The organism is Streptomyces griseosporeus (assembly GCF_014656055.1).
In the GTDB taxonomy this organism is placed as follows: Bacteria; Actinomycetota; Actinomycetes; order Streptomycetales; family Streptomycetaceae; genus Streptomyces; species Streptomyces griseosporeus.
The window spans coordinates 203,169-216,539 of record NZ_BNBR01000005.1 but is presented as its reverse complement, the minus strand read 5'-3'; the positions used below and the strand labels follow the sequence as shown (position 1 = coordinate 216,539).

Here is a 13,371-nt window from a genome sequence, read left to right as displayed (position 1 = left end):
GCGAGTGCGGTCGTTGGTTGTGCGCCTGCCCCCCTCTCAGCGTCCCAGACGGCCGCGCACCATGCCGACGAGCGAGTTCAGCTCCTCGATACGCATACGGCGGGCGGCCACGAAGAAGATGCCGAGCAGGAGCGCCCCGCCGACCAGCAGCGCGGCGAACGAGCCAGCGACGCCCTGGCCGAGGGTGTGCCCGATGCCGTAGCAGGCGGCGCCGCTGAGCGCGGCGGCCGGCACGGAGGCGATGCACAGGCGGGCGTAGGTGCGCAGGACGCGGGCGCCGTCCAGGTCGCCGCCGAGCCGCTTGCGCAGGCGGTTCCAGGCGACGCCGACACCGATGGCGTAGGCCAGGCCGTAGGCGGCGGCCATGCCGACCACGGCCCAGCGCGAGGGCAGCACGAAGTAGCACAGCGCCGAGGCGCTCGCGTTCACCGCGGCCACGATGACCGTGTTGTAGAAGGGGGTGCGGGTGTCTTCGTAGGCGTAGAAGGCGCGCAGGACGACGTACTGCACGGAGTAGGGGATCAGGCCGAGGGCGAAGGCCATCAGCATGTAGCCCATGTTGGTGGCCTCGCTGGTGCCCGAGGTGCCGAAGATCAGCGTGCACATCGGGATGCCGAGCGCGACGAAGCCGAAGGCGATGGGCACGATCGCGACGGCCGTGGTGCGCAGGCCCTGCGAGATGTCGTCCCGGACGGCGCCCGCGTCGCCCTCGGCGGCCGAGCGGGAGATCCGCGGCAGCAGGGCCGCCATCAGCGACACCGTGATGATGGCCTGCGGCAGGCCCCAGATCAGCTGGGCGTTGGCGTAGGCGGCGAAGCCGGTGCCGTCGACGGGGGACGCCTTGCCGGCCGAGGTGGACAGCTGGGAGACGACCAGCGCGCCGGCCTGGTTGGCCAGGACGAAGAGGAAGGTCCACTTGGCGAGCGTGACGGCCTTGCCCAGGCCGTGGCCCTTCCAGTCGAACCGCAGCCGCAGCCGGAAGCCGGTCTCCCGGAGGTACGGGATCATCGCCAGGGCCTGCACGACCAGGCCGAGCAGCACGCCGACGCCGAGGAGGCGCTGCCCCTCCGGCGGGATGCTGGTGACCTTCATGCCGGAGTCGGCGGCGGTGCCGTAGACCCAGATGAACATGCCCAGCGTCACGATGATGACGATGTTGTTCAGGACCGGCGTCCACATCATCGCGCCGAACTTGCCGCGCGCGTTGAGGACCTGCCCCATCACCACATGGACGCCCATGAAGAAGATGGACGGCAGGAAGTACTGGACGAAGGTGACGCCGACCTCGTTGGCGGCCGGGTCGCTGGCCACCGAGTCCGACAGCAGGCGGATCAGGACCGGCGCGGCGAAGACCGCGGCGACGGTCAGCAGCCCGAGCGCCACCATCACCAGCGTCAGCAGCCGGTTGGCGTAGGCCTCGCCGCCGTCCTCGTCCTCCTTCATGGCGCGCACCAGCTGCGGCACGAACACCGAGTTCAGGCCGCCGCCGACGGTGAGGATGTAGATCATCGTCGGCAGCTGGTAGGCGACCTGGAAGGTGTCGCCGAGCAGGCCGACGCCGAGCGCGGAGACGATCAGCGCGGAGCGGATGAAGCCGGTGAGGCGGGAGACCATCGTGCCGGCCGCCATCACCGCGCTGGACTTCAGCAGGCCTGCGGCGCGTCCCGCCTTCTTCGGCGCGGCAGCGGCCGGTGCGGCGGAGGCCGCCGGGTCCGCGCTCTCCACGGTGCCGAGGTTCATGGTCCGGTCGTCCACGGGCGGCGGGACCTGGTGCTGGGGCACCTGCTCCGGCCCGCCGGGGGCCGCCGCCGGGCCCGGGACCTGCGGGGAGTCCGGTACCGGGCGGGTGCCGGACTGCTGCTGGTCGCGGAAGAGGTGCGCGAAGGCGTCCGGCTCGTGCCGTTCCTCGCCCGCCTGGCTGACCAGGTCGTCGACGCCCACGTACTGCGTGGTCCGCGGGTCGTCGCCGTAGGGCAGGTACTGGGTGGCGCCGTCCGGCTCGGGTGCCGGGGTCTGCGCCCACACCTGCGGGTCCGGTGCGTACGGCGACTGCGCGGGCTGCCCGTACAGCGCCTGCGGCGGCGGGTAGGTGCCCGGGGGCGGCGGAGGGTGCGCGGCGCGGTCGTAGAGCGCCTCGGCGACCGGGTCCTGGGCGGAGAGGTCCTGCGCCCGGTAGGGGTCCTGGTCGAAGGCGTCCTGGAGGTACATGTCCGCCGGGTGCTGCGGCGGTACCTGGCCCTGCTCGGGCGGCGGGCCCTCGGGGTAGCCCGAGCTGCCCGCGGCCTGGCCGCGGTCACCGTCGTACGGCGCGTTCATGGTTACCCCACCTCATCGTCCCGGGCCGTCCGGCCACGACATCCTCAACGGTCCACTCTCTCACCCGTGCCGGACGGGTCGGCGCTTTCCGCTGCGGTGTCCGGCGCCGGGTCACTCGGCTGCTGCGGGTCGCCTGCCCGCGCGTCCGTGCCGGACTCCTCATCGGGACGGTCTCCGGGCTCTTCCCGGTTCTCCGGGGCGCTCACGGCCTCGCCCTGTCCCTCGGGGCCGCCGTCGCCCTCGGCCTCGCGGGCGGCGGCGCGCTTGCGCTGGGTGTACATACGGAAGCCGGCGAGGACGAGCAGCAGGACACCGCCGCCGATGACCAGCATCACCGCGGCCGTGATCTCGGTGACCTTCACGTCGAAGGTGACCCGGTCGCCGTACGGCCGGCCGTCCTCCGTGTACAGCTGGGCGATCACCGTGGTCTGGCCGTTGACGTTGGCGGACGTGGTGAACTTCACCGTCTGGGCGTGCCCGCCGGAGACCGCGATCTGCTGCTCCTGGTAGGCGTTCCCGCCGATCTTCAGGCGGGTGGAGTTGGTGGAGGTGAGCCGCAGCACCAGGTGGTCCACGCCCTGCACCAGGTTGTTCTGCACGGTGACCGGGATGGTGGCGGTGCGCCCGGACAGCTTGGTGTCGGACTTCGGGATCAGCCCGACCTGGTCGGCGAGTGTGCCGAGGTGCGTCTCCACATCCTGGCGGAAGGCGCTCGCGTCGGTGGAGCGGCCCCGCCACGACGTGGACATCTCACGGTTCATGGCCCGCCCGAAGGGGGTCACGACCCGGGACTCGTCGGTGAGGATCTGCTGGAAGTTCTGCAGCTTGTCCTGCGTCGTCGCGATCTGCTGGAAGGCCGACCGCGGCAGCTGCTGCTTGCGCAGCGCGGAACGGTACGCCGAGCCGGACGGCACCTTCCTGGTGGCGTCCGGGTCCGGCTTCGCCTTGGCCGCGGCGGTGAGCCCCTGTGCCTGCGACCAGCCGCCGCCCTCCAGGGCGGTCAGCGCGCTGGCCAAGGCCTGGGTCTGTTCGCCGGTCGGCATGCGCTGGGGGGCGACGACGATGCTGCGCTGCTTGCTCGTCTGCAGGTTCAGCGCCAGGCTCTGCGCCAGGAACTTCTGCACGGCCAGCGTGGCGGCGGACGCCGTCGTCAGGTCGCCCTGGAACGCCGTGGACAGCCGGGCGTCCGCGACGACGGCCGTGGTGCCGCCGCCGATGGGCCGGGCCGCCGACGGCGTGTACGTCAGCCCGCCGGTCTCCTTCAGGCTGTCGCTGCGCGCGATGACCTTGTCGGCTCCGGCGGAGGTCGCGACCTTGACGATGGAGGGGTCGACGGCGCCCTCGACCGGCCAGGCGAAGTCGGTGCTCGGAGTCACGTGCAGCACCGTCTCCACGGTGACGGCCGCGACGTCGGAGGCCGCCTTGAGCTGGCTGAGCGAGCCCGTGACGCTCGTGCCGTGGTGGGCGAGCGAGGCCAGGTCCGGGTCGGCGAACGGCAGCGCGACGACCTCCTTGCCGGCCACCGCCTGCTGCAGCGCGGCGAGCCACCGCTTGGCGACCGCCTGGTTGGTGCCTGCCGTGGTGTCGCCGTCGCTGCGCACCCGGTAGTTGCGCGTCATCGCGTCGACCGAGGCCAGCAGGTCCGGGTCGATCACCCAGGTGACGTCGAGGTCCCGCCCCTGCGACACCATCTGGTCCAGCCGGCCGCCCGGGGAGATCTCCGTGGCCAGGTCGTCGTCGAGGAAGACCGGCGTCTGCTGCTCGCCGGGACCCGTCTCGGCCGTCATGTGGACGGTGGAGATCAGCGGCCACAGGACGGTGGTCTTCGTCCTGGTGTCGGCCTCGTCGGGGTGCCAGGGCAGGAAGGTCCGCTGGATGCCGAGCACCTGCTCCCACTGCTGTGCGGACGTCTGGCCGGACAGCGACACGGCGAGCTGGTATACGCCGTCGTCCCCGAGGTCCAGCTTGTCCACCGGGACGGAGATGCTGAACGGCTGCGCGACCCCCGGAGTGAGCTTGGCGATCTTCGCGACGTACTTGCCGCCCACCTCCGGGCCGTCGGCACCCGGAACGTAGCCGCTGCGCTCGGACGCGGAGTCGATCTCCGAGCGGGTGTCGAGCTCCGGACCCACCCGCAGGCCCACATGGGCGTCGGTGACGGGCCGCTTGCCGTTGTTGGTGACCGTGCCCGAGACGGTGAGGGTGTCGCCTTCACCGAGGACGCTCGGGGTGAGCGAGTCCACAGCGACCGACACCGTGCGCGAGCCGCTGACGGCCTGCGCGGCGCTCGGGCCCGCGGCGTCGGCGGGCGGGGCGGCGGGCAGCTGGAGCAGCCCGGCGAGCAGGGGTGCGCCGGCCAGCAGTGCTCCGGTACGCCGGAGCCACCGGCGGGCAGGTGAGGGACTCGTCCCCTGGAAGTCTGCCGCCTCGGCCACGCGCTCGCCCGTCCCTCGTCGTCGTCAGTGGTCGTCGGAATGTGCGTCCACGCATGGTAACGATGCGCGCTGAGGGGAAGTGCCGCGGACCGTGCCACAAGATCGGGGCGCTCGGCGGCCCGTCCCGTATGTGCCCCTATAAAGAGGAGCGGTGGCGTACGGGGCAAGCGCTGCCCTTGTGGACCTATCGGCGCAGGTGTCCGTACGTCTTTATATGAGGAAGCCCACCCCGTGCGGGGCACGTACCCTCTTCTGTTGTGCCGAACGCCAATGAAGACACTCCCACTGCCCTGAGCCAGGCGCAGCAGCGCGCGGTGAGCGAACTGCTGCGGGTCGCCCCTGTCGCCGACGACCTCGCCCGCCGCTTCCAGCAGGCCGGTTTCTCACTCGCCCTCGTCGGCGGCTCGGTCCGCGACGCGCTGCTCGGCCGGCTCGGCAACGACCTGGACTTCACCACGGACGCCCGCCCCGAGGACGTCCTGAAGATCGTGCGGCCCTGGGCGGACGCGGTCTGGGAGGTCGGGATCGCCTTCGGCACGGTCGGCGCGCAGAAGCAGGGCTACCAGATCGAGATCACCACCTATCGGTCGGAGGCCTACGACCGCACCTCGCGCAAGCCGGAGGTGTCCTACGGCGACTCCATCGAGGAGGACCTGGTCCGCCGCGACTTCACCGTCAACGCGATGGCCGTGGCGCTGCCCGAGAAGGAGTTCGTCGACCCGCACGGCGGCCTGGACGACCTGGCGGCCCGTGTACTGCGCACCCCTGGCACCCCGGAGGAGTCCTTCTCCGACGACCCGCTGCGGATGATGCGGGCAGCGCGGTTCGCCGCCCAGCTCGACTTCGAGGTCGCGCCCGAGGTCGTCACGGCGATGACGGAGATGGCCGAGCGGATCGAGATCGTCTCGGCCGAGCGGGTCCGGGACGAGCTGAACAAGCTGATCCTCTCCGCCCACCCCCGCAAGGGCCTGACCCTGCTGGTCGACACCGGTCTCGCCGACCGGGTGCTGCCCGAGCTGCCGGCGCTGCGGCTGGAGAGCGACGAGCACCACCGGCACAAGGACGTCTACGAGCACACCCTGATCGTCCTGGAGCAGGCGATCGCGCTGGAGGAGGACGGCCCCGACCTCACCCTGCGGCTCGCCGCCCTGCTGCACGACATCGGCAAGCCGCGCACCCGTCGCTTCGAGAAGGACGGCCGGGTCTCCTTCCACCACCACGAGGTGGTCGGCGCGAAGATGACCAAGAAGCGCATGACGGCGCTGAAGTACTCCAACGAACTGGTCAAGAACGTCTCGCGCCTCGTCGAGCTGCACCTGCGCTTCCACGGCTACGGCACGGGTGAGTGGACGGACTCCGCGGTCCGCCGCTACGTCCGGGACGCGGGCCCGCTGCTGGACCGCCTGCACAAGCTGACCCGTTCCGATTGCACGACCCGCAACAAGCGCAAGGCCGCCGCGCTCTCCCGCGCCTACGACGGCCTGGAGGAGCGCATCGCCCAGCTCCAGGAGCAGGAGGAGCTCGACTCCATCCGCCCCGACCTCGACGGCAACCAGATCATGGAGATCCTGGACCTCCGTCCGGGCCCGCTGGTCGGCCAGGCGTACAAGCACATGCTGGAGATGCGCTTGGAGCACGGGCCGATGGAGCACGACCAGGCGGTGGCGGCGCTCAAGGAGTGGTGGGCGGAGCAGAGCTGAGGTGTGAAACGGGGTCATGTTTCACGTGAAACATGACCCCGTGGTGCGCGGTTTCGAGAACGGCTGAGGGTGGTGTTTCACGTGAAACACCACCCTCAGCCGTTCAGTGCAGGCCTTACTTGACTTCCTTCAGGCAGAGCACGACGCTGTGGCCGCCGCCGCTCTGGTAGTAGGAGATCGTGGCGTCCTTGACGGTCTCGCACTTGCTGCTGTCGCTGGTGAAGTTGAACTTCTCGACGACCTTGTACTGCGCGTTGCTGGCGGAGCAGTCGACCTCTTCGAGGTCCGGGTCACTGTCGTTGCCCTTGTTGTGCATGCACGAACCCACGGAGGTGGTCTCCGCGTCGTCCCGGCTGGCGAACCAGGTGATGCCGAAGATGCCGCCGAACTTCAGCAGCGCGACGATGACGGCGACGACGACACCCGCGAGGACCTTGAAGACCTTCTTGCCGCCCCGGCGGGCCGGAGGCGCCGGCGGGACGGGCGCGCCGCCCATCGGGGCGCCCTGGTTCGGGAACGGGGCGTACGGAGCGGGGGCGCCCTGCGGGGGGACTGCCGGCTGGCCGTAGCCCGCGGGCGGGGGAGGCGTCTGGCCGTACGGGTTCTGGCCCTGGGTCGGCGGAGTGGTCACTTCGGGGGTCCCCCTAGAACGTGGGTGCGCATGGCGCGAAATAAGACCCACGTAAGTTACTGGGTCCCTCCTGCCACTTTGCTTTCCCGTCGCAACTCTGTGGCCCTGATGTGACACTCACCGAGGATCAAAACGTGCCAAAGTCAGGGCAATCGCTCCGTAAACAGCGGCGACCCCGACGACGAGCGCGACTGAGCGTCCGTCAGGCGGAAGCATGACGGCGGCCACCGCGGCGGCGCCCACGAAGGCGACGTTGAACAGCACGTCGTAAACGGAGAAGATCCGGCCGCGGTAGGCGTCGTCCACCGATGCCTGCACGACCGTATCGGTGGCGATCTTCGCGCCCTGCGTGACGATCCCCAGCACGAACGCCGCCACGAGACCCGGCACTTCGGCGAACGGAAGGCCCAGCGCGGGCTCCAGCACTGCCGCGGCGGCGGCGCACACCACCATCCAGCGCACCGGCCCGAGCCGGCCGGCCGCCGCCGGGGTCACCACGGCCGCCGCGAAGAACCCCGCCCCGGAGACGCCCACCGCGAGGCCCAGCAGCGCCAGCCCCCGCTCTGTGTCGTGCGACCAGGCGTAGCGGCACAGCATCAGCAGCAGGACGGTCAGGGCGCCGTAGCAGAACCGCATCAGCGTCATCGCGGCCAGCGTCCAGGCGGCCTGCCGCCGCGCCGGCTCCGCGAGATGCCGTACGCCGCCCGCCAGACCCCGGGCGGTGCCGCGCAGCGCGTCCGCCATCCGCGGCCGTACCAACGCCCGGTCGGGACCGAGGAGTCCGGGCGCCATGCGCAGGGAGGCCAGCAGGGCGCACAGGTACAGGACGGCTCCCAGCAGCACCACGGCCGCGTCGGAGTCCGAGACCAGCAGCCGTACCACGAAGGCCAGGCCCCCACCCGCGACCGCGGCGAGTGTCCCGGCCGTCGGCGACAGGGAGTTGGCCATCACCAGTCGCTCGGCGTCCACCACCCGCGGCAGCGCGGCGGACAGGCCCGCCAGGACGAACCGGTTGACCGCGGTGACGCACAGCGCGGAGACGTAGAACAGCCAGTCGGGAACCTGGGCGGCGATCAGCACCGCCGTCACCGTCGCCAGCAGGGCCCGCAGCAGATTGCCGTACACGAGGACCTGCCGGCGCCGCCAGCGGTCCAGCAGGACTCCGGCGAAGGGCCCGACCAGTGAGTACGGCAGCAGCAGCACCGCCATCGCGGAGGCGATCGCGGCCGGGGACGTCTGCTTCTCCGGGGAGAAGACGACGTAGGTCGCGAGGCCGACCTGGTAGACGCCGTCGGCGCCCTGGGAGAGCAGCCGTACCACGAGCAGCCGCCGGAAGTCCCGGAAGCGGAGCAGGACACGAAGATCGCGGACGACGGCCATGCGGCACAGCCTCACATACGGGAAGGTCCCCGGGGCATGAACCCCGGGGACCTTCTCAGCCCTGGCAGGAGCGTTCAGCGCGCGGTCAGCGCTCGACCTCGCCGCGGATGAACTTCTCGACGTTCTCGCGGGCCTCGTCGTCGAAGTACTGCACCGGCGGGGACTTCATGAAGTACGAGGACGCCGAAAGGATCGGGCCGCCGATGCCGCGGTCCTTGGCGATCTTCGCGGCGCGCAGGGCGTCGATGATGACACCCGCGGAGTTCGGGGAGTCCCACACCTCGAGCTTGTACTCCAGGTTCAGCGGGACGTCGCCGAACGCGCGACCCTCCAGGCGGACGTAGGCCCACTTGCGGTCGTCGAGCCACGCGACGTAGTCGGACGGGCCGATGTGGACGTTCTTCTCGCCGAGGTCCCGGTCGGGGATCTGGGAGGTGACGGCCTGCGTCTTGGAGATCTTCTTGGACTCCAGGCGCTCGCGCTCGAGCATGTTCTTGAAGTCCATGTTGCCGCCGACGTTCAGCTGCATGGTGCGGTCGAGGATGACACCGCGGTCCTCGAACAGCTTCGCCATCACGCGGTGCGTGATGGTGGCGCCGACCTGCGACTTGATGTCGTCACCGACGATCGGGACGCCCGCCTCGGTGAACTTGTCCGCCCACTCCTTCGTGCCGGCGATGAAGACCGGAAGGGCGTTGACGAAGGCGACCTTGGCGTCGATGGCGCACTGGGCGTAGAACTTCGCCGCGTCCTCGGAACCCACGGGCAGGTAGCAGACGAGCACGTCGACCTGCTTGTCCTTCAGGACCTGGACGACGTCGACCGGCTCCTCGGCGGACTCCTCGATGGTCTCGCGGTAGTACTTGCCGAGGCCGTCGAGGGTGTGACCGCGCTGGACCGTCACACCGGTGGTGGGGACGTCGCAGATCTTGATGGTGTTGTTCTCGGAGGCGCCGATCGCGTCCGCGAGGTCGAGGCCGACCTTCTTGGCGTCCACGTCGAAGGCCGCGACGAACTCGACGTCCTTGACGTGGTAGTCGCCGAACTGGACGTGCATCAGGCCCGGCACCTTGGACGCCGGGTCGGCGTCCTTGTAGTACTCGACTCCCTGTACCAGCGACGCGGCGCAGTTGCCCACGCCGACGATGGCTACGCGAACCGAACCCATTCCGGTTGCTCCCTGTGTGTACGAGTGAGGCCCTGAATGGGCGCTCACGTGGCGGTGTCGTCGGGCGTATCCGGCCGGGGATCGTCCCCGGGCCGGGGCAGGACGCCCGTCGCTCCAGTTGTGGTGTCCTGCTGAGCGGGCCCCCCGGTGGCGGAACCCTTCAGGTCCCGGCCGGCCCGCTCGCTCTCGATGAGCTCGTTCAGCCAGCGCACTTCGCGCTCCACGGACTCCATCCCGTGGCGCTGGAGCTCGAGCGTGTAGTCGTCGAGGCGCTCACGCGTGCGTGCCAGCGAGGCACGCATCTTCTCCAGCCGCTCCTCCAGCCGGCTGCGGCGGCCCTCCAGCACGCGCATGCGCACGTCGCGCGAGGTCTGCCCGAAGAAGGCGAAGCGGGCGGCGAAGGTCTCGTCCTCGTACGCGTCGGGCCCCGTCTGGGACAGGAGCTCCTCGAAGTGCTCCTTACCTTCCGCTGTCAACCGGTACACGATCTTCGCACGCCGCCCCGCGAGCGGAGCGGTGGCCTCGGGACCGGTGCCCTGCTCCTCGATCAACCAGCCGTTGGCGACCAGCGTCTTGAGGCAGGGGTACAGCGTCCCGTAGCTGAACGCGCGGAACACGCCCAGTGACGTATTGAGTCGTTTGCGCAGCTCATAGCCGTGCATCGGAGATTCGCGGAGCAGGCCGAGTACGGCGAACTCAAGGATCCCGGATCGCCGGCTCATGGTCGCCTCCTCTCGTCTCGCCCACACTTATCTCGCGCTGATGTATCGACTCGATACATCACGACGATAGAACGGCCTTCCGGGTGCGACAAGAGGGAGACCGGTGAACGGGATCACATCACCGATTCGTCGGCGGCAAGTTGCCTGATTTGGGGTGAACTTCTGGGCTCGGCGGGTTTTGGCGGTGCGTAGTCTGTGGGCCATGCACACCACCGGGAACCGAGTGACACACGAGGACGTCCTCGTCCTCGGTGCAGTACGGGTGAGTGCGGGTCCAGCCGCATCCGTACTTCGGGGGGACCGGAAACCAGCCGCCGTTTCCAGGCGCGCAAGGGTGCGCCTGCCCGAGGAGTAATCGTTCGATGAGCGAGCACCGTCGCAAACCGCCGCAGCCGCAGGGAGGCGGACGTGCCGCGGCCCGACGTGGCCAGTCCGGCTCGTCCTCCGGCCGCCGTGCGGCACCGCGAGGCGCCACCGGGTCTCCGTCCGGCTCGTACGGGCCGGATTCCTACGAGCCGGGAGGCGAGGAGCGCCCGTACGGCGGCCGGGCCGAAGCCCGGCGCGCGGCACAGAGGAGCGCAGGCGGCCGCCGCAGAGCGGCGGACCCGGGACGCGGGGGCCGGCGCGGCGCCCCGCCCGCGGGACGGGGACGCGGTGCCGCGGCGCCCGGCCGCAAGCGGTTCATCGACTACCCGCGCGCGGGCAAGTACGGCTGGCGCCGCTGGATGCCGTCCTGGAAGCTGGTCTCTGGCCTGTTCCTGGGCTTCATCGGGAGCCTGGTGGCGGTGGCGGGGATCGGGTACGCGATGGTGACCGTGCCCAACCCGAACGACACGGCGCTGGCGCAGAACAACGTCTTCTACTGGTCCGACAAGACGCAGATGGCGGCGACGGGCGGACAGGCCAACCGTCAGATCGTCACCAACGACAAGATCCCGAAGACCATGAAGAACGCCGTGGTCGCCGCCGAGAACGCCTCGTTCTACACGGACAAGGGCGTCGACCCGATGGGCATCGCGCGGGCCCTGACGAACATGGCGCGGGGCGGGGAGACGCAGGGTGGCTCCACCATCACCCAGCAGTTCGTGAAGAACACGTACCTGAGCCAGGAGCAGACGGTCACCCGGAAGTTCCGGGAGCTGTTCATCTCCATCAAGGTCGGCTCGCAGATGAAGAAGGACGACATCCTCGCGGGCTATCTGAACACCGCCTACTTCGGCCGCAACGCCTACGGAATCCAGGCCGCCGCCCAGGCGTACTTCGGTGTGGACGCCGAGGACCTGACCCCCGAGCAGTGTGTCTTCCTCGCCTCTGTCCTGAAGGGCCCGAACCTCTACAACCCCGACGGCGGTGTCGGTTCCAACGCCACCCCTGAGGCGAATACCGCGCGAGCCAAGGAACGCTGGACCTGGATCCTCGACCGCATGGTCGAGGTGGGCCGGATGCCCCAGTCCGAGCGCGCCAAGATCACGACGTTCCCGAAGCTCAAGCCGAAGAGCTCTTCCCTGACCGGGCAGACCGGCTACCTCGTGGACATCGCCAAGGAGTACGCGGCGAAGAAGCTCGGCCTGACGGCCGACCAGCTCGATCGGGGCGGCTACCGGATCTACACGACCTTCGACAAGAAGAAGGTCCAGCAGCTCGAGGCGGCCGTCAAGAAGACGCAGAAGAGCTTCCTCGACCTCAAGGAACGTCCGGAGCTGGACAAGTACGTCCAGTTCGGCGCCGCGTCCGTCGATCCGAAGACCGGTGCGATCGTCGCGCTCTACGGCGGTGAGGGCTTCGACAAGGGCCACTACACGAACAACGCCAACACCACGGGTGTCCCGGTCGGCTCGACCTGGAAGCCGATCGTGCTGGCCTCCGCCATGCAGTACGGCACCTACCAGACGGGTGGCGAGCCGCTGTCGCCCATGGCCCGGTACAACGGCAACGACCTGGTGGTGATCAAGAACCAGCAGGGCGACCCGATCATGGGCAACGACGGCAAGCCCTTCCGGCAGAAGAACGAGGGCACCAAGGCCTGGGGCATGGTCACGCTCAAGAAGGCCATGGAGCAGTCGATCAACACGCCGTTCGCCCAGCTCGGCATCGACGTGGGTCTGAGCAAGACCCGCAAGACGGCAGAGGCGATCGGCATCAAGGAGGAGTCCTTCGACAAGGGCAACCTCAACAACGTGTCCTTCTCGCTCGGCACCTCGACCCCCAGCGCCATCCGCATGGCCGACGCCTACGCGACCTTCTCGGCTGAAGGCGAGCACTTCGAGCCGTACTCGGTCTGGAAGGTCGAGAAGGACGGAGTGCCGCAGCCCGGCTTCGACAAGCCCAAGGGCTCCCAAGCTCTGGAAGCCAACATTGCCAACAATGTGACCGACGTCCTGGAGAACGTGGTCAAGAACGGCACGGCCAAGGAGAAGATCTCCGACATCGGCTTCCCGGTGGCCGGCAAGACGGGTACGACCGACAAGAACAAGTCGGCGTGGTTCGTCGGCTACACCCGCGAGCTGTCGACGGCCGTCACCCTGTTCCGCACCGACCCTGCCAAGGGCGAGCTGCTCTCCATGAACGGCACCGGTGGTGTCCCCTCCATCCACGGTGGTGACATCCCGGCGCAGGTCTGGAGGGACTACATGGTCAAGGCGGAGGAGAGCTACGGCGACCCGGAGCCCTTCCCCGAGGCCGAACCCCTCGGCGAGATCATCAACCCCTCGCCGAGCCCGACGCCCACTCCCTCCGCCACGGAGTCGGAGGAGGAGGAAAGCCCCTCGCCTACCCCGACGCCGAGCGCGACCAAGGGCAAGCCCGAACCGTCGGCCAGCGAGACGTGCAGCGGCTGGTCCTGGAAGTGTGAGGACCCGACCACGACCGGCGGCACGGACACCGGCGGTACGGACGCCGGAGGCACGGACGGCGGGGTGAGCACCTCACCGAGCCCGACCGCGTCCGACGGCAGTACCAAGGGCAACGGCAACGGCGGCCTCTTCGGAGGATCGACCGGATAGGCGCCTTGTCGCCCCCC

At 69.7% G+C, this 13,371-nt stretch carries 8 protein-coding genes; 2 read left to right on the top strand and 6 right to left on the bottom strand.

The window, feature by feature from the left end:
* Positions 1–36 precede the first annotated feature (36 nt).
* Both murJ and IE308_RS23990 read right to left on the bottom strand, forming a co-directional pair.
* Positions 37–2,316 (bottom strand): murein biosynthesis integral membrane protein MurJ, encoded by a 2,280-nt coding sequence (murJ, locus tag IE308_RS23995; RefSeq protein WP_190219521.1) that lies wholly within the window; start codon positions 2,314–2,316, stop codon positions 37–39.
* 44 nt (positions 2,317–2,360) lie between these two features.
* On the bottom strand, positions 2,361–4,751 hold the full coding sequence (locus tag IE308_RS23990; protein WP_190219520.1) for a DUF6049 family protein: 2,391 nt from the start codon (positions 4,749–4,751) through the stop codon (positions 2,361–2,363).
* 257 nt (positions 4,752–5,008) lie between these two features.
* Here IE308_RS23990 and IE308_RS23985 point away from each other — a divergent pair, with 257 nt between their 5' ends.
* Positions 5,009–6,451 carry a CCA tRNA nucleotidyltransferase gene (locus tag IE308_RS23985; RefSeq protein WP_190219519.1) on the top strand — a complete coding sequence of 481 codons (1,443 nt, stop codon included), beginning with the start codon at positions 5,009–5,011 and terminating at the stop codon, positions 6,449–6,451.
* 115 nt (positions 6,452–6,566) lie between these two features.
* Here IE308_RS23985 and IE308_RS23980 read toward each other — a convergent pair whose 3' ends face one another.
* From IE308_RS23980 to IE308_RS23965, 4 genes are all read right to left on the bottom strand, one after another.
* On the bottom strand, positions 6,567–7,082 hold the full coding sequence (locus IE308_RS23980; RefSeq protein WP_190219518.1) for an LppU/SCO3897 family protein: 516 nt from the start codon (positions 7,080–7,082) through the stop codon (positions 6,567–6,569).
* Between the two features lie 117 nt (positions 7,083–7,199).
* Complete coding sequence (locus IE308_RS23975; protein WP_190219517.1) at positions 7,200–8,462, bottom strand: MFS transporter; 1,263 nt, start codon at positions 8,460–8,462, stop codon at positions 7,200–7,202.
* 85 nt (positions 8,463–8,547) lie between these two features.
* Positions 8,548–9,630, bottom strand: coding sequence for an inositol-3-phosphate synthase (locus IE308_RS23970; RefSeq protein WP_110629186.1), 1,083 nt, complete (start codon positions 9,628–9,630; stop codon positions 8,548–8,550).
* Between the two features lie 44 nt (positions 9,631–9,674).
* The gene (locus IE308_RS23965) at positions 9,675–10,352 is read right to left on the bottom strand and encodes a PadR family transcriptional regulator (RefSeq protein ID WP_110629185.1); all 678 of its coding nucleotides are present in this window, start codon (positions 10,350–10,352) and stop codon (positions 9,675–9,677) included.
* A gap of 362 nt (positions 10,353–10,714) precedes the next feature.
* Between IE308_RS23965 and IE308_RS23960 the strand changes: the two genes are divergently transcribed.
* Positions 10,715–13,354, top strand: a complete 2,640-nt coding sequence (locus IE308_RS23960; protein ID WP_190219516.1) for a transglycosylase domain-containing protein — start codon at positions 10,715–10,717, stop codon at positions 13,352–13,354.
* Positions 13,355–13,371 lie beyond the last annotated feature (17 nt).